A 26,660-nucleotide genomic window follows, 5' to 3' on the forward strand; every position below is an offset into this window, starting at 1 on the left:
TTGCCTGGGAGGCCTGGCCGGCAATGCTTTAGACAGCCGGACTGTTTCGTTAGATGCAGCGTCATCCCGCAGCGGCGACACCCCTCCCGTGGCCGGGTCGGGGGTCGTCGCGGAGACTCAGCGGATCTCGCTGGGGGAGATGCCGTAGCGCTTGCGGAAAGCGATGGAGAAATGCGCCGGGCTGTAGCCCACCCGGTAGGCCACCGTGGAGACGTTCGCCTCTTCGTCGCAGAGCATCCGGTGCGCCTCGCGCAGGCGGTATTCCTGCAGGTAGCCGAATACGCTGGCGCCGAACACCTTGCGAAAGCCGGCAGTCAGCTTGCGCGGGTTCATGCCCACGCGGCTGGCCAGCGTGTCCAGCGACGGCGGCTCCTGCAAGGCGCCGACCAGCAGGTCGCGGGCGGCGTGGATGCGCTCGACCTCCGAGCAGGTGATGCGCGGCTCCTCGACGGGGCGCCCCTCGCCGGAAAGGAACTGTGCGCTGAGCGCGGCCAACTCCAGGGCCTTGCCGCCGAGGTAGAGATCGCGGGTCGGACCGAGCATCTGGCAGGTGGCGATCTGCGAGGCCAACGCCTGCATCGCCCGCGGCGCCGGGCAGCTCATGATCCGCGGATCGCCGCCGGGGCGGCGTATCAGTTGCTCGGGCAGCCAGCCGAGGCGGCTGTCCAGGGCTTCGACGCCGAGCTGGACGATAGTGTAGCGCAACGGCTTGTCGGTGCCGTAGATCTGCGCCGAGGTGAAGTCGCCATCGTTGGCGATGGTGCACAGGCTCGGCCCCTCGATGAGGTGCTCGGGCTGGCCGGGAATCCGGCAGCGCAACTGGCCGCTCTGCACGAGGATCAGGCGCAGGCCGCGCTCCAGCGGTTCCTCGAACCAGTCCTCGCTGGCCGAACAGAAGGTTCCGGTCACCAGCTTCATGTTCGGATCGATGTGCGCGACGCCGGGCCGGTTGCCCGGTGCCGGCGCGGCGGCATCGGCCTGTGGCGGAGCAATGATGGTGATGGTCATCAGGTTTTCCTGTAGCCCGGGCGCTGCCGACGCGGCGACGCCTTCCTGGATACGTGGGGGCAGGGGGACTTTTTAGCGGAGATGGACAAAGCGCCCTGCACTCCGCCCCTGCAGCGAATGAAAAAGCCCCGCAATCGAAAGGCGCGGGCTTGCGCGGTCCCTGCCGCCCGCCAATGATAATAAATCTCATTTCCCAGCAATGGCAATCGACCGCATCCACGGAGATCGCATGACTTCCTCGCCCGTCACCCCATCGGCCGTCGACGACGCCCCCGACTGGCCCGCCGCCTTCGTCCGCCGCTATCTCGACGCCGGCCACTGGCAGGACCAAAGCTTCGCCGAAGCCCTGGCCGCCAGCGCCGCGCGCCATCCGCGGCGGATCGCGCTCTGCGACGACGACCAGCGGCTCAGCTATGCCGACCTGCTCCAGCGCTGCCGCCGCCTGGCAGCCGGACTGCGCCAGGCCGGCCTCGCACATGGCGACACGGTAGTGCTGCACCTGCCCAACGGCATCGCCTTCGTCGAGACCTGCTTCGCCCTGTTCCAGCTCGGCGTACGCCCGGTGCTCGCCCTCCCCGCCCATCGCCAGCATGAGATCAGCGGTTTCTGCCGCTTCGCCGAGGCCAAGGCCTACATCGGCGCCGAACGGATCGACGGCTTCGACCCACGGCCGATGGCCCGTGAGCTGCTCGCCAGCGGCGCCTGCCGGATGGCGCTGATCCACGGCGAGGCCGAGGCGCCGCTGCAAGCGCTGGCACCGCTGTACCAGGCCGACGCGCTGGAAGACTGCGCCGCCCGCGCCGAGGATATCGCCTGCTTCCAGTTGTCCGGCGGCACCACCGGCACGCCGAAGCTGATTCCCCGGCGTCATCGCGAGTATCTCTACAACGTCCGCGCCAGCGCCGAGGTCTGCGGCTTCGACGAGCACACGGTGTACCTCACCGGCTTGCCGATGGCGCACAACTTCACTCTCTGCTGCCCCGGAGTGATCGGCACGCTGCTGGCCGGCGGCCGCGTGGTGGTCAGCCAGCGCGCCGATCCCGAGCATTGCTTCGCCCTGATCGCCCGTGAACGGGTCACCCACACCGCCCTGGTACCGCCGCTGGCGATGCTCTGGCTGGATGCCCAGGAAAGCCGCCGCGCCGATCTATCCAGCCTGCGTCTGCTCCAGGTCGGCGGCTCCAGGCTCGGCAGCAGTGCCGCGCAACGCGTCGAACCGGTGCTCGGCTGCCAGTTGCAACAGGTGCTGGGAATGGCCGAGGGGCTGATCTGCTACACCCGCCTGGACGATCCGCCCGAACGCGTGCTGCATACCCAGGGCCGGCCGCTGTCGCCGGACGACGAAGTGCGGGTGGTCGACGCCGAGGGCCGCGAGGTCGGCCCCGGCGAGGTGGGCGAACTGACCGTGCGCGGTCCCTACACCATCCGCGGCTACTACCGCCTGCCCGAACACAACGCCAAGGCCTTCAGCGCGGACGGCTTCTACCGCACCGGCGACCGGGTCAGCCGCGACAAGGACGGCTACCTGGTGGTGGAGGGCCGCGACAAGGACCAGATCAACCGCGGCGGCGAGAAGATCGCCGCGGAAGAGGTGGAGAACCTGCTGATAGCCCATCCGCAGGTGCACGACGCCACCGTCGTAGCGATGCCCGACAGCCTGCTCGGCGAGCGCACCTGCGCCTTCGTCATCCCGCGCCAGCCGGCGCCCTCGGCGCTGAAGCTGAAGCAATACCTGCACGCCTGCGGGCTGGCCGCGTTCAAGGTGCCGGACCGCATCGAGCTGGTCCCGGCCTTCCCCCAGACCGGCATCGGCAAGATCAGCAAGAAGGACCTGCGCGAGCGCCTGCGCCGCGAGCTGGAGGCCCGCGCATGAGCGCCGCCTGGGTCCGGCCGTTCCGCCTGACGCCGATGCCGCGCCTGCGCCTGGCCTGCTTCCCCCATGCAGGCGGCAGCGCCAGCTTCTTCCGTAGCTGGAGCGAACGCCTGCCGCCAGACATCGACCTGCTTGCCCTGCAGTACCCGGGTCGCGAGGACCGCTTCAACGAGGCGCCGGCCACCCGCTTGGAGGACCTCGCCGACGGCGCCGCCCTCGCCCTGCGCGATTTCGCCGACGCGCCCCTGGCGCTGTTCGGCCACAGTCTCGGCGCGGCGCTGGCCTACGAAACCGCCCTGCGCCTGGAAAGCGCCGGCGCGCCGCTGCGCCACCTGTTCGTCTCCGCCCATCCGGCACCGCACCGGCAACGCGGCGGCGCGTTGCACCGCGGCGACGAGGCGGCGCTGCTGGAGGACGTCCGCCGCCAGGGTGGCGCCAGCGAGCTACTCGAGGACGCCGACCTGCGCGCGCTGTTCCTGCCGATCCTGCGCGCCGACTACCAGGCGATCGAGACCTACCGACGGGCGCAGCCCATCGCCCTGGCCTGCGCCCTCGACGTCCTCCTCGGCGAGCACGACGAGGAAGTCAGCGCCGCCGAGGCGCAGGCCTGGAGCGACGCCAGCCGGACTCCCGCCAGGCTGCGGCACTTTCCTGGCGGCCACTTCTACCTGAGCGAGGGGCGCGACGCGGTGATCGAGCACCTGCTGCGCCGCCTCGCACATCCCGACGCCCTTTCCCGAGAGGTTGCATGATGAAAACTCCCGAAGACTGCACCGGCCTGGCGGACATCCGCGAGGCCATCGACCGGATCGACCTGGATATCGTCCAGGCCCTCGGCCGCCGCATGGACTACGTCAAGGCGGCGTCGCGCTTCAAGGCCAGCGAGGCGGCGATTCCGGCGCCCGAGCGGGTCGCCGCGATGCTCCCCGAGCGCGCCCGCTGGGCCGAGGAAAACGGACTCGACGCGCCCTTCGTCGAGGGACTGTTCGCGCAGATCATCCACTGGTACATCGCCGAGCAGATCAAGTACTGGCGCCAGACACGGGGTGCCGCATGAGCCGGCTGGCGCCCCTGAGCCAGTGCCTGCACGCCTTGCGCGGCACCTTCGAGCGCGCCATCGGCCAGGCGCAGGCGCTCGATCGTCCGGTGCTGGTGGCGGCATCGTTCGAGATCGACCCATTGGACCCGCTGCAGGTATTCGGTGCCTGGGACGACCGGCAAACGCCCTGCCTGTACTGGGAACAGCCCGAGCTGGCGTTCTTCGCCTGGGGCAGCGCCCTGGAGCTGCAAGGCCACGGCGAACAGCGCTTCGCCCGGATCGAGGAAAACTGGCAATTGCTCTGCGCCGACGCCGTGGTCGAGGGCCCGCTGGCGCCGCGCCTGTGCGGCGGATTCCGCTTCGATCCGCGCGGCCCGCGCGAGGAACACTGGCAAGCCTTCGCCGATGCCAGCCTGATGCTCGCCGGCATCACCGTGCTGCGCGAGGGCGAACGCTACCGGGTACTCTGCCAACACCTGGCCAAGCCCGGCGAAGATGCCCTGGCCCTGGCCGCCTACCACTGCTCGGCGCTACTGCGCCTGAGGCAGCCGGCCAGACGCCGGCCCTCGGGGCCGACCGCTGGCGCGCAGGGCGACGCTTCGGCGCAGGAGCGCAGGCAATGGGAAGCCAAGGTGAGCGACGCGGTAAGCAGTGTCCGCCAGGGACGCTTCGGCAAGGTCGTGCTGGCCCGCACCCAGGCCCGGCCTCTCGGCGACATCGAGCCGTGGCAGGTCATCGAACACCTGCGTCTGCAACATGCCGACGCCCAGCTGTTCGCCTGTCGCCGCGGCAACGCCTGCTTCCTCGGCGCCTCCCCGGAACGCCTGGTCCGCATTCGCGCCGGCGAGGCACTCACCCATGCCCTGGCCGGGACCATCGCCCGCGGCGGCGATGCCCAGGAAGATGCCCGGCTCGGACAGGCCCTGCTGGACAGCGCCAAGGACAGGCACGAACACCAGTTGGTGGTGGAGGCGATCCGTACGGCCCTGGAACCCTTCAGCGAGGTGCTGGAAATCCCCGATGCGCCCGGTCTGAAACGACTGGCGCGAGTCCAGCACCTGAACACGCCGATCCGCGCCCGCCTCGCTGACGCAGGCGGCATCCTGCGGCTGCTGCAGGCGCTGCATCCGACCCCCGCGGTGGGCGGCTACCCACGCAGCGCGGCGCTGGACTACATCCGCCAGCACGAAGGGATGGACCGCGGCTGGTACGCCGCGCCGCTGGGCTGGCTCGACGGCGAAGGCAACGGCGATTTCCTGGTGGCGCTGCGCTCGGCCCTGCTCACGCCGGGCCGGGGCTACCTGTTCGCCGGCTGCGGTCTGGTAGGCGATTCGGAACCGGCCCACGAGTATCGCGAAACCTGCCTTAAGCTCAGTGCCATGCGGGAAGCTCTATCCGCCATAGGCGGCCTGGACGAAGTGCCCTTGCAGCGCGGCGTCGCCTGAAAACGAAGACCCCCTGCGGCCCGAGGGCGGCAGGGGGTCTTCGAAGGTCTGCCCGTGGCGCGGACGGGCCGCGCCGCAAGGGCGTCGCTTAGAACGGAATGTCGTCGTCGAAGCTGTCGTAGTCCTGGGCCGGTTGCGGCGCCGGTTGCTGCTGCGGGGCCGGACGCGACTGCTGCTGCGGGGCCTGCTGCGGGCGCTGCATGGGCTCGCGCGGGGCGCGCTGCGAATCGTCGCCGGAGGGGCGGCCGCCGAGCAACTGCATGTTGCCGTTGATGTCGACCACGATCTCGGTGGTGTAGCGATCCTGACCGTCCTGGCCCTGCCACTTGCGGGTGCGCAGGCTGCCTTCGACGTAGACCTGGGAACCCTTGCGCAGGTACTCGCCGGCGATCTCCGCCAGGCGGCCGAAGAACACCACGCGGTGCCATTCGGTGCGCTCCTGTTGCTGGCCGGTCTGCTTGTCCTTCCAGCTCTCGCTGGTGGCGAGGGTGATGTTGGTCACCGCATTGCCGTTGGGCATGTAGCGGGTTTCCGGGTCACCACCGACGTTACCAACCAGAATGACTTTGTTAACCCCACGGGCCATGACGTTCTCCTAAGGTTCAGCATCCGCCCGGCGCGGCCTGGGCCAGGCGCTCGAGGGCGGTGCGATCCACTTGTTGGGTATCCACTTTGACATAGGCGGCGGCCTCCTCGGCCACCACCACGGCGTCTGCCACACCGGGCAACGCCCTGAATCGCTGGACCAGCACCGCGTCCTGCAGCGCGGCGGGCGCGAGCGGCAGGCGAATGCTGGTCACATAAGGCGGTTCGCGCATGGTAACAGCAATCGCCAGCCAGAGGGCAGCGAGCACCGCGCATCCGATGAACACCATGCTCAGCCCGCCGTGCTGGAACATCCAGCCGCCGAGGATGCCGCCCAGCGCCGCGCCGAGGAACTGGCTGGTGGAATACACCCCCATCGCCGTGCCCTTGCCGCCGGCCGGCGAGACCTTGCTGACCAGCGACGGCAGCGAGGCTTCGAGCAGGTTGAAGGCAGTGAAGAACACCACCGTGCCGACCACCAGCATGGCCAGGCTGTGACCGAAGACCAGGAAGAACAGTTCGCAGGCCAGCAGGGTCGCCACCGCGCCGGTCAGCACGCGCTTCATGCGACGCTTCTTCTCGGCGTAGATGATGAACGGCACCATGCCGAAGAAACCGACCAGCAGCGCAGTCAGGTAGACCCACCAGTGCTGCTCCTTGGGCAGGCCACCCTCGTGCACCAGTGCCAGCGGCAAGGCGACGAAGCTGGCCATGAGGATGGCGTGGAGGATCAGGATGCCGGCGTCCAGGCGCAGCAGGTCGCCGTGCTTCAGGGTCGGCAGCAGGGCCTGGCGCGCCACGCTGGATTCGCGGTGCTGGGTCATGTGGTCGGGCTGCGGGACGAAGAACAGGATCAGCAGCAGGCCGACCAGCGCCATCCCGGCGGTGAACCAGAACAGCCCATGCAGGCCGAACAGATGGGTCAGCACCGGGCCGAGCACCATGGCCACGGCGAAGGAGACGCCGATGCTCATGCCGATCATCGCCATCGCCTTGGTCCGGTGCTGCTCGCGGGTGAGGTCGGAGAGCAGCGCCATCACCGCCGCCGAGATCGCCCCGGCGCCCTGCAGGACGCGGCCGGCGATCACCCCCCAGATGGAGTCGGCATTGGCCGCGAGGGCCGCGCCGGCGGCGAAGATCAGCAGCCCGACGACGATCACCGGGCGCCGGCCGATGCGGTCGGAAATGGTCCCGAAGGGAATCTGCAGGATCGCCTGGGTCAGGCCATAGGCGCCGATGGCCAGGCCGATCAGCGCCGGGGTCGCGCCGGCCAGGTCCTGGCCGTAGGTGGCCAGCACCGGCAGGACCATGAACCTGCCGAGCATGCGGAAGGCGAATACCAGTGACAGCCCGACGGCCGCTCGCGTTTCGGTACCGCTCATCCGCTCAGTATGTGAGTCGTGCATAACACCCTCATGGAAGAAACCGCTGCAGGGCAAGGCCTCATGCCCCTGCCAATGGCGCCGCCGCCCGCTCCTGGGCGGCCGGGGCAATGCCCGCGCCGGAAAAATGCCGCGCATTCTACCAGTCCGCCCCCTCGCGGCACAGGCGCGCCACTTTGCCGCGCGCTAGCGGCCAGCCGTATAATCAGCGGTTTTCGCCCGCCATGCGAGGCCGCTGTGGATAAGATCCTGATTCGTGGGGCGCGTACCCACAACCTGAAGAACGTCGACCTCACACTGCCACGCGACAAACTGATCGTGATCACCGGTCTTTCCGGTTCCGGCAAGTCTTCCCTGGCTTTCGACACGCTCTATGCGGAAGGCCAGCGGCGCTACGTGGAATCCCTCTCGGCCTACGCCCGGCAGTTCCTGTCGATGATGGAGAAGCCGGACGTGGACACCATCGAAGGGCTGTCGCCGGCGATTTCCATCGAACAGAAGTCCACTTCCCACAACCCACGCTCCACCGTGGGTACGATCACCGAGATCTACGACTACCTGCGCCTGCTTTATGCCCGCGTCGGTACCCCGCGCTGCCCGGACCACGACATCCCGCTGGAGGCGCAGACCGTCAGCCAGATGGTCGACCAGGTCCTGGCCCTGCCGGAAGGCAGCAAGCTGATGCTGCTGGCGCCGGTGATCCGCGAGCGCAAGGGCGAGCACCTGGCGGTGTTCGACGAGATGCGCGCGCAGGGCTTCGTCCGCGCCCGGGTCGACGGCAAGCTCTACGAACTCGACGAAGTGCCGAAGCTGGATAAGCAGAAGAAGCACAGCATCGATGTGGTGGTGGACCGCTTCAAGGTTCGCGCGGACCTCCAGCAACGCCTGGCCGAGTCGTTCGAGACCGCCCTGTCCCTGGCCGACGGTATCGCCCTGGTAGCACCGATGGACGAGGACGAGGATGTCGAGGAGATCATCTTCTCGGCGCGCTTCGCCTGCCCGGTCTGCGGCCACTCTATCAGCGAGCTGGAACCCAAGCTGTTCTCCTTCAACAACCCGGCCGGCGCCTGTCCGACCTGCGACGGCCTCGGCGTGAAGCAATTCTTCGACGCGCGCCGGGTGGTCAACGGCGAGTTGACCCTGGCCGAGGGCGCGATCCGCGGCTGGGACCGGCGCAACGTCTATTACTTCCAGATGCTCGGTTCGCTGGCCCAGCATTACGGCTTCAGCCTGGAAGAACCCTTCGACGAACTCGGCGCCGAACACCAGAAGGTGGTGCTCTACGGCTCCGGCCGGGAAAACGTCGACTTCCGCTATCTCAACGACCGCGGCGACATCGTCAAGCGCTCGCACCCCTTCGAAGGCATCCTGCCGAACCTTGAGCGGCGCTACCGCGAGACCGAGTCGGCCACGGTCCGCGAGGAGCTGGCCAAGTTCCTCAGCACCCAGCCCTGCCCGGATTGCCACGGTACCCGCCTGCGCCGCGAGGCGCGGCATGTGTGGGTCGGCGACCGGACGCTGCCGGCGATCACCGCGATGCCGGTCGGCGAAGCCTGCGAGTATGCCGCCGGACTCAGCCTGACCGGCCGCCGTGGCGAGATCGCGGCGAAGATCCTCAAGGAAATCCGCGACCGCCTGCAATTCCTGGTCAACGTCGGCCTCGACTACCTGACCCTCGACCGCAGCGCCGACACCCTGTCCGGCGGCGAAGCCCAGCGCATCCGCCTGGCCAGCCAGATCGGCGCCGGCCTGGTGGGAGTGATGTACATCCTCGACGAACCCTCGATCGGCCTGCACCAACGCGACAACGAGCGCCTGCTCGCCACCCTCACCCACCTGCGCAACCTCGGCAACACGGTGATCGTGGTCGAGCACGACGAGGACGCGATCCGACTCGCCGACTACGTCGTCGACATCGGTCCGGGCGCCGGCGTGCACGGCGGCCAGGTAGTGGCGGAAGGTACGCCCGACCAGGTGATGAACCACCCCGACTCGCTGACCGGCAAGTACCTTTCCGGGCGCAAGAAAATCGCGGTTCCGGCCAAGCGCACCCCGCGCGACAAGAAGAAGCTGCTGAAGCTGAAAGGCGCCCGCGGCAACAACCTGCAGAACGTCAACCTGGAAATCCCGGTCGGCCTGTTCACCTGCATCACCGGGGTCTCGGGCTCCGGCAAGTCGACGCTGATCAACAACACCCTGTTCCCGATCACCGCCACCGCGCTGAACGGCGCGACTACCCTGGAAGTGGCGCCGTATGACTCGTTCGACGGCCTGCAGCACCTGGACAAGGTGGTCGACATCGACCAGAGCCCGATCGGTCGTACCCCGCGCTCCAACCCGGCGACCTATACCGGCCTGTTCACGCCGATCCGCGAACTGTTTTCCGGCGTGCCGGAGGCCCGCTCGCGCGGCTACGGTCCCGGCCGCTTCTCGTTCAACGTCAAGGGCGGCCGTTGCGAGGCCTGCCAGGGCGACGGCGTGATCAAGGTGGAGATGCACTTCCTGCCGGACATCTACGTTCCCTGCGATGTCTGCAAGGGCAAGCGCTACAACCGCGAGACCCTGGAGATCCGCTACAAGGGCAAGAGCATCCACGAGGTGCTGGAGATGACCATCGAGGAAGCCCGCGAGTTCTTCGACGCCGTCCCCGCCCTGGCGCGCAAGCTGCAGACGCTGATGGACGTCGGCCTGTCCTACATCAAGCTGGGCCAGAGCGCGACCACCCTCTCGGGCGGCGAGGCACAACGGGTCAAGCTGTCCCGCGAGCTGTCCAAGCGCGATACCGGCAAGACCCTGTACATCCTCGACGAACCGACCACCGGCCTGCATTTCGCCGACATCCAGCAACTGCTCGACGTGCTCCACCGCCTGCGCGACCACGGCAACACCGTGGTGGTGATCGAGCACAACCTGGACGTGATCAAGACCGCCGACTGGCTGGTCGACCTCGGCCCCGAGGGCGGCTCCAAGGGCGGCCAGATCATCGCCAACGGCACGCCGGAGCAGGTGGCCGAGATGTCCCAGTCGCACACCGGCCACTTCCTCAAGCCGTTGCTGGAACGCGATCGCGCCTGATTGCCGGGCGCTCATGAAAAAGCCCCTGCGACCGTGAGGCGCAGGGGCTTTTTCGTATCCGCGGGGTAGGGTCAGATCTGCGATTGCAGGTAGTTCTCCAGGCCCATCCTGGCGATCAGGCCAAGCTGTTGCTCCAACCAGTAGGCGTGGTCTTCCTCGGTGTCGGCCAACTGGGCCTTGAGGATGTCGCGGCTGACGAAGTCCTTGTGCTGCTCGCAGAGGGCGATGCCCTTGGCCAGCGCGGCGCGGACATGGCGCTCGAGCTTGAGGTCGGCCTCGAGCATCTCCGGCACCGTGGTGCCCGGGTGGATATCGTCGGGACGCATGCGCGGCGTACCTTCGAGCAGGAGGATACGGCGCAGCAGGGCGTCGGCGTGTTGGGTCTCCTCCTCCATCTCGTGGTTGAGGCGCTCGTAGAGCTTGCTGAAGCCCCAGTCCTCGTACATGCGCGAGTGGATGAAGTACTGGTCGCGCGCGGCCAGCTCGCCGGTCAGCAGCGTGTTGAGGTAATCGATGACTTCCGGATGGCCTTGCATCGGGGGGCTCTCCCTGGAGAAAACTAGGAATCTAGCCGCATATGCTCCCGGCTCCGCCTGATCCGGGTCAAGCCAATGCAGATAAAAAAGCCCCCTTCCTAGGAAGGGGGCCGGGGGCCTCATCAGGCCATCAGTCCAGCTTCAGGCCGAGGGCGTCGGCGACGCCTTTGCCGTAGGCCGGGTCGACCTTGAGGAACAGGCCGATCTGGCGACGCTGGATCTGTTCCGGTACATCGCGGATGTCTTCGGCGATGTTGGCGAACAGCCGCTGCTTCTGCTCGTCGGTGAACAGATGGAACAGCGCGGCGGGCTGGCTGTAGTAGTCATCGTCCACCCGGTGGTTCCAGTGGTCCGCCGCACCCTCCAGGCTCAGCGGCGGCTCGGAGAAGTCAGGCTGCTCCTGCCACTGGTTGAAGCTGTTCGGCTCGTAGGTGACGCGCTGATGGGCGTTGTTGCCGTCCACCCGCATGCCGCCGTCGCGGTGGTAGACCTGGTGCGGGCAACGCGCGGCGTTCACCGGGATCTGGTGGTGGTTGACGCCCAGGCGATAGCGATGGGCGTCGCCGTAGGAGAACAGACGGCCCTGGAGCATCTTGTCCGGCGAGAAACCGATACCGGGCACCACGTTGGCCGGCGTGAAAGCGGCCTGCTCGACCTCGGCGAAGTAGTTGTCCGGGTTACGGTTCAGCTCGAAGAAGCCCACTTCGATCAACGGGTAGTCACCGTGGGGCCAGACCTTGGTCAGGTCGAACGGGTTGTAGCGATAGGTAGCCGCTTCCTTCTCGGGCATGATCTGCACGTACATCTTCCAGCGCGGGAAGTCGCCTTTCTCGATGCTCTCGTACAAGTCGCGCTGCGAACTCTCGCGGTCCTGGGCGATCACTTCGGCGGCCTCGGCGTTGGTCAGGTTCTCGATGCCCTGTTGGGTCTTGAAGTGGAACTTGACCCAGAAGCGCTCGTTGTTCGCATTGATGAAGCTGAAGGTATGGCTGCCGAAACCATGGATGTGCCGATAGCTCTTCGGCAGGCCGCGGTCGCTGAAGTCGATGGTCAACTGATGCAGCGACTCGGGGAGGTGAGAGAAAAAGTCCCACTTGAAGGTCGCATTGCGCAGGTTGGTGCGCGGGTCACGCTTCACCACGTGGTTGAGATCGGGGAACTTGAGCGGGTCGCGCAGATAGAACACCGGGGTGTTGTTGCCGACCAGGTCCCAGTTGCCCTGCTCGGTGTAGAAACGCATGGAGAAGCCGCGGATGTCACGCTCGGCATCCGCCGCGCCACGCTCACCGGCGACGGTGGAGAAGCGCAGGAACATATCGGTCTTCTTGCCGACCTGGGAGAAGATCTTCGCCCGGGTGTAGGGGGTGATGTCATGGGTGACGGTGAAGGTGCCGTAGGCCGCGGAACCTTTCGCATGCATGCGTCGCTCGGGGATCACTTCGCGATCGAAGTGGGCGAGCTTCTCGAGGAACCACACGTCCTGCAGCAACATCGGGCCACGCGGACCGGCGGTCTGCACGTTCTGGTTATCGACCACCGGTGCGCCAGCGGCAGTGGTCAGGCGGGTCTTCTCTTCCATTTACTCTCTCCTCAACGGCTAACGTGCTATGAAGCGAAGCGGCTACACGGAAATCATCAGCGTGGACCAGGGATTGGCGGAGGACAACCTGTCGGCTGAACCAAGCGCCCTTTGCATTGATCTCGCTTATCCGAACGTAGCTTTTCGTAAAAGCAGGTTAAGGATGAATGACAGCCCTCCCGCAATCCAATTTATTAAAGAAAGCGATCCGATAGATAAAAACTTTAAGGCAGGTAATAAAAAAACCGGGCCTAGGCCCGGTTTCTTGTGCAGCAGATGCCTTATTCGGCAGCTTCTACGACTTCACCGCCGACAGGACGATCAACCAGCTCGACGTACGCCATGGGGGCGTTGTCGCCAGCGCGGAAACCGCACTTCAGGATGCGCAGGTAGCCGCCCGGACGGTTGGCGTAGCGCTTGCCCAGGTCGTTGAACAGCTTGCCAACGGCAGCTTTCGAACGGGTACGGTCGAAAGCCAGGCGACGGTTGGCGACGCTGTCTTCCTTGGCCAGGGTGATCAGCGGCTCGGCAACGCGACGCAGTTCCTTGGCCTTGGGCAGGGTGGTTTTGATCAGTTCATGTTCGAACAGCGACACCGCCATGTTCTGGAACATAGCCTTGCGGTGCGCGCTGGTGCGGCTCAGGTGACGACCACTTTTACGATGGCGCATGGTTCAATTCCTTTCCAAACTTTACGTTCGGTAGTTACGACGATCAGGCAGTGGCCTTGTCGTCTTTCTTAAGACTTGCCGGCGGCCAGTTATCGAGGCGCATACCGAGGGACAGACCACGGGAAGCCAGAACGTCCTTGATTTCGGTCAGGGACTTCTTGCCCAGGTTCGGCGTGTTCAACAGCTCCACTTCGGTGCGCTGGATCAGGTCACCGATGTAGTAGATGTTTTCCGCCTTCAGGCAGTTGGCCGAACGTACGGTCAGTTCCAGGTCATCGACCGGGCGCAGGAGGATCGGATCGATCTCGTCTTCCTGCTCTTCAACGACGGGTTCGCTGTCGCCCTTGAGGTCCACGAACGCTGCCAGCTGCTGTTGCAGGATGGTAGCGGCGCGACGGATAGCCTCTTCGGGATCCAGGGTGCCGTTGGTTTCCAGGTCCAGGACCAGTTTGTCCAGGTTGGTGCGCTGCTCGACACGGGCGTTTTCCACCACGTAGGAGACACGACGGACCGGACTGAACGATGCGTCGAGCTGCAGACGGCCGATGCTGCGGCTTTCGTCTTCATCGCTCTGACGTGCGTCGGCAGGCTCGTAGCCACGGCCACGAGCTACCTTCAGCTTCATGTTCAGCGCGCCGTTGTCTGCCAGGTTGGCGATAACGTGGTCACCGTTGATGATCTCAACATCGTGATCCAGCTGAATATCGGCAGCAGTCACAACACCCGAGCCCTTCTTAGCCAGGGTCAGCGTCACTTCATCACGACCGTGCAGCTTGATGGCCAGACCTTTCAGGTTCAGCAGGATCTCGATTACATCTTCCTGCACACCTTCGATCGCCGAGTACTCGTGGAGTACGCCGTCGATCTCGGCCTCGACCACTGCGCAGCCAGGCATGGAGGACAACAGGATGCGACGCAGCGCGTTGCCCAGGGTGTGACCAAAACCACGCTCGAGAGGCTCGAGCGTGATCTTGGCGCGGGTTTGACTGACCACCTGCACATCGATGTGGCGGGGGGTCAGGAACTCATTTACCGAACTCTGCATGGATGCACCTATTTTCTAGCCCTTACTTGGAGTAGAGCTCGACAATCAGGTTTTCGTTGATATCAGCGGACAGGTCGCTGCGAGCCGGAGCACTCTTGAAGGTACCAGCCTTCTTGTCGAGGTCGACTTCGACCCACTCGACGCGACCGCGCTGGCCACAGAGTTCCAGAGCCTGAGCGATACGCAGCTGGTTCTTCGATTTTTCGCGAACAGCTACGACGTCACCGGCCTTCACTTGGTAGGAAGGGATGTTGACGGTCTGACCGTTGACGGTGATGGCCTTGTGGGATACCAGCTGGCGGGATTCCGAACGAGTGGAACCGAAGCCCATGCGGTATACGACGTTGTCCAGGCGGCACTCGAGCAGTTGCAGCAGGTTCTCACCGGTAGAACCCTTGCGACGGGAAGCTTCCTGGTAGTAACCGCGGAACTGACGCTCCAGCACGCCGTAGATGCGACGTACTTTCTGCTTTTCACGCAGCTGCAGACCGTAGTCGGACAGACGGCCACGACGCTGGCCATGCTGGCCAGGAACGTTTTCAGCCTTGCACTTCGAGTCGAGGGCGCGGGCGCCGCTCTTCAGGAACAGGTCGGTGCCTTCACGGCGAGACAGTTTGCACTTGGGACCAATGTAACGAGCCATTTCTCACTGTCTCCTATTACACGCGACGCTTTTTCGGCGGACGGCAGCCGTTATGCGGGATCGGGGTTACGTCGGTGATGCTGGCGATCTTGTAGCCGCAAGCATTCAGAGCGCGAACGGCGGACTCGCGGCCCGGGCCCGGGCCCTTGACGTTGACGTCCAGGTTCTTCAGACCGTATTCCAGGGCAGCCTGGCCGGCACGCTCGGCCGCTACCTGGGCAGCGAACGGGGTGCTCTTACGCGAGCCGCGGAAACCGGAACCACCGGAGGTCGCCCAGGACAGTGCGTTGCCCTGACGGTCGGTGATGGTCACGATGGTGTTGTTGAAAGACGCGTGGATGTGGGCGATCCCATCGACCACTGTCTTTTTGACTTTCTTACGGGGACGAGCAGCAGGTTTTGCCATGACTAGATTCCTACGCGATTACTTGCGGATCGGCTTACGCGGGCCCTTGCGGGTACGCGCGTTGGTCTTGGTACGCTGACCGCGAACCGGCAGACCGCGACGATGACGCAGACCGCGGTAGCAACCGAGGTCCATCAGACGCTTGATGTTCATGTTGATTTCGCGACGCAGGTCACCTTCGGTGGTGATCTTCGCGACTTCGTTACGCAGCTGATCGATCTGCTCGTCGCTCAGGTCCTTGATCTTGGCAGCCGGGTTTACGCCGGTGGCTGCGCAGATGCTCTGAGCAGTAGTGCGACCAACACCATAGATGTAGGTCAGCGAGATAACAGTGTGCTTGTTATCCGGAATGTTGACGCCTGCAATACGGGCCATTCAGAAAAACTCCAATTGACAGCTACCCTGCGCCCAGGAAGCCAAGAAAGGGCGCGGATATTAGCGCTGTAATAGCAAATAATCAACCCGGCAGCACACTAGCTGCCGGGTTATCACGCGTGGATCACAATCAGCCTTGGCGCTGCTTGTGACGCGGTTCCGCGCTGCAGATCACCCGCACGATGCCATCGCGACGGATGATTTTGCAGTTACGGCACAGCTTCTTGACCGATGCACGAACTTTCATCACCAACTCCTCGAACCTTACGGGTCTATCAGCGCAGCATGCCGCTGCCGTAGCCCTTCAGGTTGGCTTTCTTCATCAGGGATTCATACTGGTGAGAAACGAGGTGAGATTGCACCTGGGCCATAAAGTCCATGACAACCACGACCACGATCAACAGCGAGGTCCCGCCAAGATAGAACGGCACGTGCGCCGCAACCACCAGGAACTGGGGCAGCAGGCAGACAGCCGTCATGTACAGAGCACCGAACATGGTCAAACGGGTCAGCACGCCATCGATGTAGCGAGCGGACTGTTCGCCCGGACGGATGCCCGGAATAAATGCACCGGACTTCTTGAGGTTCTCCGCCACGTCCTTCGGGTTGAACATCAGCGCTGTATAGAAGAAGCAGAAGAAAACGATCCCTGCAGTGAACAGCAAGATGTTCAGCGGCTGCCCCGGAGCGATCGCTTGCGCGACGTCCTGCAACCAACCCAAGCCTTCCGACTGACCGAACCAGGAGCCCAGGGACGCCGGGAACAGCAGGATACTGCTGGCGAAAATCGCGGGAATCACACCCGCCATGTTCACCTTCAACGGCAGATGGCTGGTCTGCGCTGCAAACACCTTGCGGCCTTGCTGGCGCTTGGCGTAATGCACCGCGATGCGACGCTGGCCACGCTCGATGAACACCACGAACGCGATGATCGCCACGGCCAGCAGGCCGACGCCGATCAGGGCGAAGATGTTGATGTCACCTTGACGGGCAGACTCGAAAGACTGACCGATGGCGCGCGGCAGGCCTGCAACGATACCAGCGAAGATCAACATCGAGATGCCGTTGCCGACACCGCGCTCGGTGATCTGCTCGCCCAGCCACATCATGAACATGGCACCAGCCACGAAGGTGGTGACAGCCACGAAGTAGAAGCCGAAGTCGTTGGAGAAGGCTACGCCCTGGCTGCCCAGGCCAACGGACATGCCGATGGCCTGGACCAGTGCCAGGACTACAGTACCGTAGCGGGTGTACTGGCTGATCTTGCGACGCCCAGACTCACCCTCTTTCTTCAACTGCTCCAGCTGCGGGCTGATAGCGGTCATGAGCTGCATGATGATCGATGCCGAGATGTACGGCATGATCCCCAGTGCAAAGATACTCATGCGCTCCAGCGCGCCGCCGGAAAACATGTTGAAGAGGCTAAGAATGGTCCCCTCGTTCTGCCGGAACAGTGCCGCCAAGCGATCGGGGTTGATGCCCGGAACTGGGATGTGCGCGCCGATCCGATAGACGATGATCGCCAGGAACAGGAAACGCAGACGTGCCCAGAGCTCGGACAGACCGCCGTTGCTTAGCGCAGAGAGAGCACCTTGCTTAGCCATTTAGTCCTCGAATTTACCGCCAGCTGCTTCGATAGCCGCACGCGCACCCTTGGTGGCGGCGATACCTTTCAGGGTGACCGCACGACCAACTTCGCCGGACAGCATGACTTTGACGCGCTGTACGTGCTGGTTGATCAGGTTGGCATCCTTCAGGGTCTGCAGGCTGACGACGTCGCCTTCGACCTTGGCCAGCTCGGAGGTGCGTACTTCAGCACGATCCATGGCCTTCAGGGAAACGAAGCCGAACTTCGGCAGGCGACGGTGCAGAGGCTGTTGACCACCCTCGAAGCCCGGAGCGACCTTGCCACCGGAGCGGGAGGTCAGACCTTTGTGACCACGGCCACCGGTCTTGCCCAGACCGCTACCGATGCCACGGCCCGGACGGTGCTTTTCGCGACGGGCACCCGGCGCGGAACGCAGATCGTTCAGTTGCATGGATTAACCCTCCACACGCAGCAGGTAGTAGGCCTTGTTGATCATGCCGCGGTTCTCAGGAGTGTCCTGAACTTCGACGGTATGATTGATGCGACGCAGGCCGAGACCCTTGACGCAAGCCTTGTGGTTGGCCAGACGGCCGTTCAGGCTCTTGACCAGAGTGACTTTGACAGTTGCCATGGTTAGAGAATCTCCTCGACGCTCTTGCCACGCTTGGCCGCTACTGCTTCCGGAGCCTGCATGTTCTTCAGGCCCTTGAAGGTGGCGTAAACCACGTTCACCGGATTGGTGGAGCCATAGCACTTGGCCAGGACGTTCTGCACACCAGCCACTTCCAGAACGGCACGCATGGCGCCGCCGGCGATGATGCCGGTACCTTCCGAAGCCGGCTGCATGTACACCTTGGAGGCGCCATGGGCGGACTTGGTCGGATACTGCAGGGTGGTGCCGTTCAGATCGACTTGGATCATGTTGCGGCGAGCGGCTTCCATTGCTTTCTGGATGGCGGCCGGCACTTCACGCGCCTTGCCACGACCGAAACCAACGCGACCCTTGCCATCACCCACCACGGTCAGTGCGGTGAAAGCGAAGATACGGCCACCTTTTACGGTTTTGGCGACGCGGTTAACCTGAACCAGCTTCTCGATGTAGCCTTCGTCGCGCTTTTGCTCGTTGTTTGCCATAACTTAGAACTCCAGTCCGCCTTCACGAGCGGCATCAGCCAGCGCTTTCACACGGCCGTGGTACTTGAAGCCAGAACGATCGAACGCCACCTGGGTGACGCCGGCCGCTTTGGCGCGCTCGGCGACCAGTTGACCAACTTTCTTGGCTGCATCGATGTTGCCGGTGGCACCTTCGCGCAGGTCTTTGTCCAGGGTCGAGGCGCTGGCCAGGACCTTGCCGCCGTCGGCCGCAATGACCTGGGCGTAAATGTGCTGGGAAGAGCGGTACACGCAGAGGCGTACGGTTTCCAGCTCGCGCATCTTCAGGCGTGCCTTGCGAGCGCGACGCAGACGGGTTTCTTTCTTGACGCTCATTTGCTATGCCCTACTTCTTCTTGGCTTCTTTACGACGGACGACTTCGTCGGCGTAACGCACGCCCTTGCCTTTGTAAGGCTCCGGCGGACGGAAGTCGCGAATTTCGGCAGCAACCTGACCGACCAGCTGCTTGTCGATACCCTTGATCAGGATATCGGTCTGGCTGGGGGTCTCAGCGACGATGCCGGCCGGCAGTTCGTAATCAACCGGATGGGAGAAGCCGAGGGACAGGGACAGCACTTGGCCCTTGGCCTGCGCTTTGTAACCAACGCCGACCAGCTGGAGCTTGCGCTCGAAGCCCTGGCTGACGCCGACTACCATGTTGTTCACCAGAGCACGGGTGGTACCAGCCATGGCGCGAGTCTGCTGGTCGCCGTTACGCGCAGCAAAACGCAGCTCACCGCTGTCCTGGATCACTTCGACCGAAGGATGGACCTTGAGCTCCAGAGCACCTTTGGCGCCCTTGATGGACAGTTGCTGACCAGCCAGTTTGATTTCAACGCCGGCAGGCAGCTTGACGGGGTTCTTAGCAACGCGAGACATGCTGATTCCCCTTAGAACACAGTGCAGAGCACTTCGCCGCCAACACCAGCAGCACGGGCAGCACGATCGGTCATCACACCTTTGTTGGTGGAGACGATCGACACACCGAGGCCGCCACGAACTTTCGGCAGTTGCTCAACGGATTTGTACTGACGCAGGCCAGGACGGCTGATGCGCTTGACCTCTTCGATGACAGGCTTGCCTTCGAAGTACTTCAGTTCGATGGACAGCTGGGGTTTTACTTCCGAGCTGATCTGGAAATCCGCAATATAGCCTTCGTCCTTCAGGACTTTGGCTACCGCCGCTTTCAGTTTCGAGGACGGCATGCTTACGACGGTCTTTTCAGCCATCTGGGCATTACGGATGCGAGTTAGCATGTCTGCTAACGGGTCCTGCATACTCATGGGCTTAACGCTCCTGATACAAAAGAATAAGCCTTCAACTTCAATTCGCCCATAAACGCCAGGCGAAACAAACCCAGGCTCAGGGGAGCCGGGTATTCTAGAGATCACGCCAAAACGAATCAAGCCCCATGAGGGGCTTGATTCGATGTCGCGATCAACGGTGCCGACTGGCGACACCGTTCGCTGCGATTACCAGCTGGCTTTCACCAGACCCGGTACGTCGCCGCGCATGGCGGCTTCGCGCAGCTTGTTACGGCTCAGGCCGAACTTGCGGTAGAAGCCGTGCGGACGACCGGTCAGGCGGCAACGGTTACGCAGGCGGCTGGCGCTGGCGTCACGCGGTTGCTTCTGCAGGGCGACCTGGGCATTCCAACGCTCTTCCGCAGAGGAGTTCGGATTAGCGATGATCGCTTTCAGCTCGGCACGCTTCTTGGCGTACTTGGCTACCGTCAGCTGACGCTTCAGCTCGCGGTTCTTCATGCTCTCTTTAGCCATGTTCCTACTCCAATCAGTTACGGAACGGGAATTTGAAAGCACGCAGCAGGGCGCGACCTTCGTCATCCGTACGAGCGGTGGTGGTCAGGGTGATGTCCAGGCCACGCAGCGCATCGATCTTGTCGTAATCGATTTCCGGGAAGATGATCTGCTCTTTCACGCCCATGCTGTAGTTGCCGCGACCATCGAAGGACTTGGCATTCAGGCCGCGGAAGTCACGCACGCGCGGCAGGGAGATGGACAGCAGACGATCCAGGAACTCGTACATCCGGTCGCTACGCAGGGTGACCTTGACGCCGATCGGCCAGCCTTCACGGATCTTGAAGCCTGCGATGGACTTACGAGCGTAAGTCACGACCGGCTTCTGACCAGTGATCTTTTCCAGATCGGCTACGGCGTTCTCGATGATCTTCTTATCACCGACCGCCTCGCCAAGACCCATGTTCAGGGTGATTTTGGTAACGCGCGGAACTTCCATCACGTTCGCCAGCTGAAGCTCTTCTTTCAGCTTGGGCGCGATTTCCTTCCGATAAATTTCTTTCAATCGTGCCATGGTGATCTACCTAGCAGCCTCAAGCCTGAACCGGTTTCTGGGTCGACTTGAAGACACGAATTTTCTTACCGTCTTCTACCTTGAAGCCAACGCGGTCAGCCTTGCTGGTTTCAGTATTGAAGATGGCGACGTTGGAGACGTGCAGAGGCGCCTCCTTCTCGACGATACCGCCCTGTTGGCCGAGCATCGGATTGGGCTTGGTGTGGCGCTTGATCAGGTTCACCCCGCCGACGACCAGACGGTCGTCAGCGAGAACCTTCAGCACCTTGCCACGCTTGCCCTTGTCCTTGCCGGCAATGACGATTACTTCGTCGTCACGACGAATCTTTTGCATGACGGCTACTCCTTACAGCACTTCGGGGGCGAGCGAGACGATCTTCATGAACTTCTCGGTACGGAGTTCACGAGTCACTGGCCCAAAGATACGGGTGCCGATCGGCTCCTGCTTGTTGTTCAGCAGGACGGCGGCGTTGCCGTCGAAGCGGATGATGGAACCGTCGGTACGACGTACGCCGTGCTTGGTGCGAACGACCACGGCAGTCATGACCTGGCCCTTCTTCACTTTGCCGCGCGGAATCGCTTCCTTGACGGTGACCTTGATGATGTCGCCGATGCCGGCGTAACGGCGGTGGGAACCGCCGAGCACCTTGATGCACATCACACGACGCGCGCCGCTGTTGTCAGCGACATCGAGCATGGATTGAGTCTGAATCATATAATTTCTCCGACCCCTAGTCCTTAGACTTCCACCGCGCGTTCAACGATATCAACCAGGGTCCAGGCCTTGGTCTTGGCCAGCGGACGGGTTTCGCGAATGGTGACCAGGTCACCAATGCGGCACTGATTGGATTCGTCGTGTGCGTGCAGTTTGGTCGAACGCTTGACGTATTTGCCGTAGATCGGGTGCTTGACGCGACGCTCGATCAGTACGGTGACGGTCTTGTCCATTTTGTCGCTGACGACGCGGCCGGTCAGCGTACGGACGGTTTTCTGAGCTTCAGCCATGATCACTTACCTGCTTGCTGATTGAGCACAGTTTTAACGCGAGCGATGTCGCGCTTAACCTGCGAGAGCAGGTGAGACTGCCCCAACTGGCCAGTTGCTTTCTGCATGCGCAGATTGAACTGGTCGCGCAGCAGGCCGAGCAGTTGCTCGTTCAGCTGCTCAACGGATTTTTCACGAAGTTCATTCGCTTTCATCACATCACCGTCCGCTTAACAAAGGAGGTGGCGAGGGGCAGCTTTGCAGCAGCCAGGGCGAAAGCCTCACGCGCCAGCTCTTCGGAAACACCCTCGATCTCGTACAGGACCTTGCCCGGCTGGATCTGGGCTACCCAGTACTCGACCCCACCCTTACCTTTACCCATACGAACTTCGAGGGGCTTCTTGGTGACAGGCTTGTCAGGGAATACGCGGATCCAGATCTTGCCGCCACGCTTCACGTGACGGGTCAGCGCACGACGCGCGGACTCGATCTGACGAGCAGTAAGGCGGCCACGGCTAGTGGCCTTCAGTGCGTACTCACCGAAGCTGACCTTACTACCACGATGAGCCAGACCACGGTTGTGGCCGGTCATTTGTTTGCGGAACTTCGTACGCTTGGGTTGCAGCATTTGCGTACTCCTTACCTAGCAGCTTTTTTACGAGGAGCGGGTGCTACCGGCTTCAGCTCTTCCTGGCGGCCACCGATGACCTCGCCCTTGAAGATCCAAACCTTGACACCGATCACACCGTAAGTGGTGTGCGCTTCGTAGGTGGCATAGTCGATATCGGCGCGCAGGGTGTGCAGGGGCACACGACCTTCGCGATACCATTCGGTACGGGCGATTTCAGCCCCACCCAGACGACCGCTGACCTGAATCTTGATGCCCTTGGCACCAATGCGCATGGCGTTCTGTACGGCGCGCTTCATGGCGCGACGGAACATTACGCGACGCTCCAGCTGCTGGGCTACGCTCTGCGCAACCAGCATGGCATCGAGTTCCGGCTTGCGGATTTCCTCGATGTTGATGTGCACGGGCACACCCATTTGCTTGGTCAGGTCCTGGCGCAGTTTCTCAACATCTTCACCTTTCTTGCCGATCACGATGCCGGGACGAGCGGTGTGGATGGTGATGCGTGCGGTTTGAGCCGGACGATGAATATCGATACGGCTTACGGACGCGCTTTTTAGTTTGTCTTGGAGGTACTCACGCACCTTCAGGTCGGCAAACAGGTAATCCGCATAGTTCTTGCGGTCTGCGTACCAAACGGAGGTGTGCTCCTTGACGATACCCAGGCGAATGCCATTGGGATGTACTTTCTGACCCATCTGTCGACTCCGTTACTTGTCCGCAACCTTGACCGTGATATGGCAAGACCGCTTCACGATGCGATCAGCACGGCCTTTGGCACGCGGCATGATGCGCTTGAGCGAACGACCTTCGTTGACGAAGACGGTGGAGACCTTCAGGTCATCCACATCGGCGCCTTCGTTGTGCTCAGCGTTGGCAACGGCCGACTCCAGCACTTTCTTCATGATCTCGGCGGCTTTCTTACTGCTGAAAGCCAGGAGGTTGAGCGCTTCGCCCACCTTCTTCCCGCGGATCTGGTCGGCGACCAAGCGGGCTTTCTGGGCGGAGATACGAGCGCCCGACAGCTTAGCGGCTACTTCCATCTTCCTTACCCCTTAACGCTTGGCTTTCTTGTCCGCAGCATGCCCGCGGTAGGTGCGGGTAGCGGCGAACTCGCCCAGTTTGTGGCCGACCATGTCCTCGTTGACGAGAACCGGTACGTGTTGACGGCCGTTGTGCACGGCGATGGTCAGACCAACCATATGCGGCAGAATCATCGAACGACGCGACCAGGTCTTGATCGGCTTGCGGTCGTTCTTTTCCACCGCGACTTCGACCTTCTTCAACAGGTGAAGATCGATAAACGGACCTTTTTTCAGTGAACGTGGCACTGTGGTATCCCTCTATTTACTTGCGGCGGCGGACGATCATGTTATCGGTACGCTTGTTCGAGCGAGTCTTCTTACCCTTGGTCTGAAGACCCCACGGCGATACCGGATGACGACCAGCAGAGGTACGGCCTTCACCACCACCATGCGGGTGGTCGACCGGGTTCATCGCCACGCCGCGAACGGTCGGGCGAACACCACGCCAGCGCGTAGCACCGGCTTTACCCAGCGAACGCAGGCTGTGCTCGGAGTTCGAGACTTCGCCCAGGGTCGCACGGCACTCAGCCAGGACTTTACGCATTTCACCGGAGCGCAGACGCAGGGTTACGTACGCACCTTCACGCGCGACCAGCTGGGCGGAAGCGCCAGCGGAGCGAGCGATCTGAGCGCCTTTACCCGGCTTCAGCTCGATACCATGAACAGTGCTACCCACCGGGATGTTGCGCAGAGGCATGCTGTTGCCTGCCTTGATCGGCGCACCGATACCGGAGATCAGCTGGTCACCTGCAGCAACGCCCTTGGGGGCGATGATGTAGCGACGCTCGCCGTCTGCATACTTCAGCAGAGCGATGTGTGCAGTGCGGTTCGGATCGTATTCGACGCGCTCAACGATGGCAGGGATGCCATCCTTGTTGCGACGGAAGTCGACCAGACGGTAGTGCTGCTTGTGACCACCACCGATATGACGGGTGGTGATACGACCGTTGTTGTTACGGCCGCCAGACTTGGATTTCTTTTCCAGCAGCGGTGCGTAGGGAGCGCCTTTGTGCAGCTCCTGATTCACCACCTTGACGACAAAGCGACGACCAGCGGAAGTCGGTTTGCACTTAACGATTGCCATGATGCACCCCTTTACTCAGCGCTGGTGGCGAAATCGAGATCTTGGCCCGGCTGGAGAGCGATGTACGCTTTTTTCCAGTCGTTACGCTTGCCCAGACCGCGAGCGGTGCGCTTGGTCTTACCCTTGACGTTCAGGGTAGTGACGCGCTGTACCTTCACGCTGAACAGGCTTTCTACGGCCTTCTTGATTTCCAGCTTGGTTGCATCGGTGGCAACCTTGAAAACGAATTGGCTCTTGCCGTCCGCGAGACCCGTGGCTTTCTCGGAGATGTGCGGACCAAGCAGCACTTTGAATACGCGTTCCTGGTTCATCCTAGCAGCTCCTCGAACTTCTTCACGGCGGACACGGTGACCAGCACCTTGTCGTAGGCGATCAGGCTGACGGGGTCGGAACCTTGGACATCACGTACATCGACGTGCGCCAGGTTGCGCGCAGCGAGGTACAGGTTCTCGTCGACACCATCGGTCACGATCAGCACGTCTTTCAGACCCAGGGTGTCCAGCTTGGCAACCAGGCCCTTGGTTTTCGGTGCATCGACAGCGAAGTCGGCAACGACGACCAGACGGTCCAGACGAACGAGCTCGGCAAGGATGGAGCGCAGTGCTGCGCGGTACATCTTCTTGTTCAGCTTCTGTTCGTGGCTACGCGGTTTAGCGGCGAAAGTGGTGCCGCCCCCACGCCAGATGGGGCTACGGATGGTGCCAGCACGAGCACGACCGGTGCCCTTCTGACGCCACGGCTTCTTGCCACCACCAGAGACTTCGGAGCGAGTCTTCTGCGCCTTGCTGCCCTGACGGCCGCCAGCCATGTAGGCCACGACTGCCTGGTGCACCAGGGTCTCGTTGAATTCGCCACCAAAGGTACGCTCGGAGACTTCGATAGCCTGAGCGCCGTTCACATTCAATTGCATCTCAGCTTCCCCCTTAACCGCGAGCCTTGGCTGCCGGACGCACGATCACATCACCGCCGGTAGCGCCGGGAACGGCACCCTTGACCAGCAGCAGATTGCGTTCAGCATCGACGCGCACGATCTCCAGGGATTGAACGGTTACCCGCTCCGCACCCAGATGACCGGACATTTTCTTGCCCTTGAACACTCGACCAGGAGTCTGGCACTGGCCGATGGAACCCGGGACGCGGTGGGAAACGGAGTTACCGTGGGTGTTATCCTGACCACGGAAGTTCCAGCGCTTGATGGTGCCCGCGAAGCCCTTACCCTTGGACTCGCCGGTAACGTCTACCATCTGGCCTGCCTGGAACAGATCGACAGTGATCTGGTCACCAGCGGCATACTGCTCTTCGCCCAGACGGAATTCCCACACGCCGCGACCGGCGGCGACATTCGCCTTGGCAAAGTGACCAGCTTGCGCTTTGGTAACGCGAGAAGCACGACGCTCGCCGGCGGTGACTTGCACTGCACGGTAGCCATCGGTTTCTTCAGTCTTGAACTGGGTGACGCGATTCGGCTCGACCTCGATGACCGTAACCGGAATAGAGACACCTTCCTCGGTGAAAATGCGGGTCATGCCGCATTTACGACCGACAACACCAATTGTCATGTTGTAAACCTCTTGAGTGTACGGGGCTTTCACCCGCTATGGCCGCCCATTTCAGAGCGTTACACGACCAATGCCGAAGGCATTAGCCGAGGCTGATCTGTACTTCAACGCCTGCAGCAAGATCGAGCTTCATCAGCGCATCGACGGTTTTATCCGTCGGCTGGACGATGTCCAGTACACGCTTATGTGTACGAATTTCGTACTGATCACGCGCATCTTTGTTGACGTGCGGAGAGATCAGCACGGTGAAACGTTCCTTGCGGGTCGGCAGAGGGATTGGACCACGCACCTGAGCACCAGTACGTTTCGCGGTTTCCACGATTTCCTGGGTTGATTGATCGATCAGGCGATGGTCAAAAGCCTTCAACCGAATCCGGATTTGTTGGTTTTGCATTTGACCTCAGACTCCAATTTACCATTCCCAACGGACGGACTACGCCCGTTAAAAGGAGGCGCAATTGTACGGATGCCCCCACAGGGTGTCAATATTTAACCAACGAACGAAAAAAGGGGCCCCGGAGGGCCCCTTTTCTGATGGCAGGATCAGCGATTACTCGATGATCTTGGCAACCACGCCGGCGCCAAC

The 26,660-nt window shown here is 62.7% G+C and carries 38 protein-coding genes; 5 read left to right on the forward strand and 33 right to left on the reverse strand.

The window, feature by feature from the left end:
* Window positions 1-117: 117 nt before the first annotated feature.
* Window positions 118-1,008 (reverse strand): pyochelin biosynthesis transcriptional regulator PchR, encoded by an 891-nt coding sequence (gene pchR, locus HMPREF3014_RS04005; protein WP_003106955.1) that lies wholly within the window; start codon window positions 1,006-1,008, stop codon window positions 118-120.
* A 229-nt stretch (window positions 1,009-1,237) separates the two neighbouring features.
* Between pchR and pchD the strand changes: the two genes are divergently transcribed.
* From pchD to pchA, 4 genes are read left to right on the forward strand one after another with little or no spacing between them, the layout of a single operon-like run.
* Window positions 1,238-2,881, forward strand: coding sequence for a pyochelin biosynthesis salicyl-AMP ligase PchD (gene pchD / locus HMPREF3014_RS04010; protein ID WP_003121864.1), 1,644 nt, complete (start codon window positions 1,238-1,240; stop codon window positions 2,879-2,881).
* Window positions 2,878-3,633 (forward strand): pyochelin biosynthesis editing thioesterase PchC, encoded by a 756-nt coding sequence (gene pchC, locus HMPREF3014_RS04015; protein WP_003118944.1) that lies wholly within the window; start codon window positions 2,878-2,880, stop codon window positions 3,631-3,633. Before pchD ends, pchC begins: the two co-directional genes overlap by 4 nt.
* The gene (gene pchB / locus HMPREF3014_RS04020; protein ID WP_003106950.1) at window positions 3,633-3,938 is read left to right on the forward strand and encodes an isochorismate lyase PchB; all 306 of its coding nucleotides are present in this window, start codon (window positions 3,633-3,635) and stop codon (window positions 3,936-3,938) included. The genes pchC and pchB overlap by 1 nt, the downstream gene beginning before the upstream one ends.
* Window positions 3,935-5,365 carry an isochorismate synthase PchA gene (gene pchA / locus HMPREF3014_RS04025; protein WP_003118152.1) on the forward strand — a complete coding sequence of 477 codons (1,431 nt, stop codon included), beginning with the start codon at window positions 3,935-3,937 and terminating at the stop codon, window positions 5,363-5,365. Before pchB ends, pchA begins: the two co-directional genes overlap by 4 nt.
* An 88-nt stretch (window positions 5,366-5,453) precedes the next feature.
* Here the strand turns inward: pchA and ssb are convergent, their stop codons facing one another.
* Window positions 5,454-5,951, reverse strand: a complete 498-nt coding sequence (gene ssb / locus HMPREF3014_RS04030) for a single-stranded DNA-binding protein (RefSeq protein ID WP_003114685.1) — start codon at window positions 5,949-5,951, stop codon at window positions 5,454-5,456.
* Between the two features lie 16 nt (window positions 5,952-5,967).
* Window positions 5,968-7,356, reverse strand: coding sequence for an MFS transporter (locus HMPREF3014_RS04035; RefSeq protein ID WP_070753822.1), 1,389 nt, complete (start codon window positions 7,354-7,356; stop codon window positions 5,968-5,970).
* Window positions 7,357-7,569: 213 nt separating this feature from the next.
* Here HMPREF3014_RS04035 and uvrA point away from each other — a divergent pair, with 213 nt between their 5' ends.
* Window positions 7,570-10,407 (forward strand): excinuclease ABC subunit UvrA, encoded by a 2,838-nt coding sequence (gene uvrA, locus HMPREF3014_RS04040; protein WP_023086935.1) that lies wholly within the window; start codon window positions 7,570-7,572, stop codon window positions 10,405-10,407.
* 71 nt (window positions 10,408-10,478) lie between these two features.
* On the opposite strand, the gene bfr is transcribed toward uvrA, so the two are convergent.
* The 30 genes from bfr to rpsJ all read right to left on the reverse strand — a co-directional run bounded on the left by bfr (window position 10,479) and on the right by rpsJ (window position 26,468).
* Complete coding sequence (gene bfr / locus HMPREF3014_RS04045) at window positions 10,479-10,943, reverse strand: bacterioferritin (protein WP_003093668.1); 465 nt, start codon at window positions 10,941-10,943, stop codon at window positions 10,479-10,481.
* A gap of 130 nt (window positions 10,944-11,073) precedes the next feature.
* Entirely contained in the window at window positions 11,074-12,522 is a 1,449-nt protein-coding gene (gene katA, locus HMPREF3014_RS04050; protein WP_003103909.1) for a catalase KatA, read from the reverse strand.
* A 281-nt stretch (window positions 12,523-12,803) separates the two neighbouring features.
* Entirely contained in the window at window positions 12,804-13,193 is a 390-nt protein-coding gene (gene rplQ, locus HMPREF3014_RS04055) for a 50S ribosomal protein L17 (RefSeq protein ID WP_003093672.1), read from the reverse strand.
* 43 nt (window positions 13,194-13,236) lie between these two features.
* Entirely contained in the window at window positions 13,237-14,238 is a 1,002-nt protein-coding gene (gene rpoA / locus HMPREF3014_RS04060) for a DNA-directed RNA polymerase subunit alpha (protein ID WP_058163594.1), read from the reverse strand.
* Between the two features lie 22 nt (window positions 14,239-14,260).
* Complete coding sequence (gene rpsD, locus HMPREF3014_RS04065) at window positions 14,261-14,881, reverse strand: 30S ribosomal protein S4 (RefSeq protein ID WP_003093678.1); 621 nt, start codon at window positions 14,879-14,881, stop codon at window positions 14,261-14,263.
* A gap of 16 nt (window positions 14,882-14,897) precedes the next feature.
* A complete protein-coding gene (rpsK, locus tag HMPREF3014_RS04070) occupies window positions 14,898-15,287 on the reverse strand; it encodes a 30S ribosomal protein S11 (RefSeq protein ID WP_003093689.1) in 390 nt (129 codons plus the stop codon).
* Between the two features lie 18 nt (window positions 15,288-15,305).
* Entirely contained in the window at window positions 15,306-15,662 is a 357-nt protein-coding gene (rpsM, locus tag HMPREF3014_RS04075; RefSeq protein ID WP_003093692.1) for a 30S ribosomal protein S13, read from the reverse strand.
* 130 nt (window positions 15,663-15,792) lie between these two features.
* Window positions 15,793-15,909: a 50S ribosomal protein L36 gene (gene rpmJ, locus HMPREF3014_RS04080; RefSeq protein ID WP_003093693.1), complete on the reverse strand. Its 117-nt coding sequence runs from the start codon at window positions 15,907-15,909 to the stop codon at window positions 15,793-15,795.
* A 28-nt stretch (window positions 15,910-15,937) separates the two neighbouring features.
* The gene (gene secY, locus HMPREF3014_RS04085) at window positions 15,938-17,266 is read right to left on the reverse strand and encodes a preprotein translocase subunit SecY (protein WP_003093694.1); all 1,329 of its coding nucleotides are present in this window, start codon (window positions 17,264-17,266) and stop codon (window positions 15,938-15,940) included.
* Window positions 17,267-17,701 (reverse strand): 50S ribosomal protein L15, encoded by a 435-nt coding sequence (gene rplO, locus HMPREF3014_RS04090; RefSeq protein ID WP_003093695.1) that lies wholly within the window; start codon window positions 17,699-17,701, stop codon window positions 17,267-17,269.
* Between the two features lie 3 nt (window positions 17,702-17,704).
* Window positions 17,705-17,881: a 50S ribosomal protein L30 gene (gene rpmD, locus HMPREF3014_RS04095; protein ID WP_003093696.1), complete on the reverse strand. Its 177-nt coding sequence runs from the start codon at window positions 17,879-17,881 to the stop codon at window positions 17,705-17,707.
* Between the two features lie 2 nt (window positions 17,882-17,883).
* Window positions 17,884-18,384, reverse strand: a complete 501-nt coding sequence (gene rpsE, locus HMPREF3014_RS04100; RefSeq protein ID WP_003093697.1) for a 30S ribosomal protein S5 — start codon at window positions 18,382-18,384, stop codon at window positions 17,884-17,886.
* 3 nt (window positions 18,385-18,387) lie between these two features.
* A complete protein-coding gene (gene rplR, locus HMPREF3014_RS04105) occupies window positions 18,388-18,738 on the reverse strand; it encodes a 50S ribosomal protein L18 (RefSeq protein WP_003093698.1) in 351 nt (116 codons plus the stop codon).
* A gap of 10 nt (window positions 18,739-18,748) precedes the next feature.
* On the reverse strand, window positions 18,749-19,282 hold the full coding sequence (gene rplF / locus HMPREF3014_RS04110) for a 50S ribosomal protein L6 (RefSeq protein ID WP_003093699.1): 534 nt from the start codon (window positions 19,280-19,282) through the stop codon (window positions 18,749-18,751).
* Between the two features lie 11 nt (window positions 19,283-19,293).
* The gene (gene rpsH / locus HMPREF3014_RS04115; protein WP_003093700.1) at window positions 19,294-19,686 is read right to left on the reverse strand and encodes a 30S ribosomal protein S8; all 393 of its coding nucleotides are present in this window, start codon (window positions 19,684-19,686) and stop codon (window positions 19,294-19,296) included.
* Window positions 19,687-19,875: 189 nt separating this feature from the next.
* Window positions 19,876-20,181 (reverse strand): 30S ribosomal protein S14, encoded by a 306-nt coding sequence (gene rpsN / locus HMPREF3014_RS04120; protein ID WP_003093701.1) that lies wholly within the window; start codon window positions 20,179-20,181, stop codon window positions 19,876-19,878.
* 13 nt (window positions 20,182-20,194) lie between these two features.
* Window positions 20,195-20,734: a 50S ribosomal protein L5 gene (gene rplE, locus HMPREF3014_RS04125; protein WP_003093703.1), complete on the reverse strand. Its 540-nt coding sequence runs from the start codon at window positions 20,732-20,734 to the stop codon at window positions 20,195-20,197.
* Window positions 20,735-20,753: 19 nt separating this feature from the next.
* Complete coding sequence (gene rplX, locus HMPREF3014_RS04130; RefSeq protein ID WP_003093711.1) at window positions 20,754-21,068, reverse strand: 50S ribosomal protein L24; 315 nt, start codon at window positions 21,066-21,068, stop codon at window positions 20,754-20,756.
* A 12-nt stretch (window positions 21,069-21,080) separates the two neighbouring features.
* A complete protein-coding gene (gene rplN, locus HMPREF3014_RS04135) occupies window positions 21,081-21,449 on the reverse strand; it encodes a 50S ribosomal protein L14 (protein ID WP_003093714.1) in 369 nt (122 codons plus the stop codon).
* Window positions 21,450-21,472: 23 nt separating this feature from the next.
* A complete protein-coding gene (gene rpsQ / locus HMPREF3014_RS04140) occupies window positions 21,473-21,739 on the reverse strand; it encodes a 30S ribosomal protein S17 (protein WP_003093717.1) in 267 nt (88 codons plus the stop codon).
* A 2-nt stretch (window positions 21,740-21,741) separates the two neighbouring features.
* Window positions 21,742-21,933 (reverse strand): 50S ribosomal protein L29, encoded by a 192-nt coding sequence (rpmC, locus tag HMPREF3014_RS04145; RefSeq protein WP_003093720.1) that lies wholly within the window; start codon window positions 21,931-21,933, stop codon window positions 21,742-21,744.
* Complete coding sequence (gene rplP / locus HMPREF3014_RS04150) at window positions 21,933-22,346, reverse strand: 50S ribosomal protein L16 (RefSeq protein WP_003093723.1); 414 nt, start codon at window positions 22,344-22,346, stop codon at window positions 21,933-21,935. The genes rpmC and rplP overlap by 1 nt, the downstream gene beginning before the upstream one ends.
* Window positions 22,347-22,357: 11 nt before the next feature.
* The gene (gene rpsC / locus HMPREF3014_RS04155; protein WP_003093727.1) at window positions 22,358-23,044 is read right to left on the reverse strand and encodes a 30S ribosomal protein S3; all 687 of its coding nucleotides are present in this window, start codon (window positions 23,042-23,044) and stop codon (window positions 22,358-22,360) included.
* A 12-nt stretch (window positions 23,045-23,056) separates the two neighbouring features.
* A complete protein-coding gene (gene rplV / locus HMPREF3014_RS04160; RefSeq protein ID WP_003103908.1) occupies window positions 23,057-23,389 on the reverse strand; it encodes a 50S ribosomal protein L22 in 333 nt (110 codons plus the stop codon).
* Window positions 23,390-23,401: 12 nt separating this feature from the next.
* Window positions 23,402-23,677, reverse strand: coding sequence for a 30S ribosomal protein S19 (gene rpsS, locus HMPREF3014_RS04165; RefSeq protein ID WP_003093734.1), 276 nt, complete (start codon window positions 23,675-23,677; stop codon window positions 23,402-23,404).
* A 16-nt stretch (window positions 23,678-23,693) separates the two neighbouring features.
* On the reverse strand, window positions 23,694-24,515 hold the full coding sequence (gene rplB, locus HMPREF3014_RS04170) for a 50S ribosomal protein L2 (RefSeq protein ID WP_003103878.1): 822 nt from the start codon (window positions 24,513-24,515) through the stop codon (window positions 23,694-23,696).
* Window positions 24,516-24,526: 11 nt separating this feature from the next.
* Complete coding sequence (gene rplW, locus HMPREF3014_RS04175; protein WP_003093736.1) at window positions 24,527-24,826, reverse strand: 50S ribosomal protein L23; 300 nt, start codon at window positions 24,824-24,826, stop codon at window positions 24,527-24,529.
* Window positions 24,823-25,425 (reverse strand): 50S ribosomal protein L4, encoded by a 603-nt coding sequence (gene rplD, locus HMPREF3014_RS04180; RefSeq protein WP_003093737.1) that lies wholly within the window; start codon window positions 25,423-25,425, stop codon window positions 24,823-24,825. Before rplD ends, rplW begins: the two co-directional genes overlap by 4 nt.
* Before the next feature lie 13 nt (window positions 25,426-25,438).
* The gene (gene rplC, locus HMPREF3014_RS04185; RefSeq protein WP_003103877.1) at window positions 25,439-26,074 is read right to left on the reverse strand and encodes a 50S ribosomal protein L3; all 636 of its coding nucleotides are present in this window, start codon (window positions 26,072-26,074) and stop codon (window positions 25,439-25,441) included.
* An 82-nt stretch (window positions 26,075-26,156) separates the two neighbouring features.
* Entirely contained in the window at window positions 26,157-26,468 is a 312-nt protein-coding gene (gene rpsJ, locus HMPREF3014_RS04190; RefSeq protein ID WP_003103876.1) for a 30S ribosomal protein S10, read from the reverse strand.
* Window positions 26,469-26,660 lie beyond the last annotated feature (192 nt).

The sequence above is a fragment of the Pseudomonas sp. HMSC065H01 genome (assembly GCF_001815235.1).
GTDB classification, from domain to species: domain Bacteria; phylum Pseudomonadota; class Gammaproteobacteria; order Pseudomonadales; family Pseudomonadaceae; genus Pseudomonas; species Pseudomonas aeruginosa.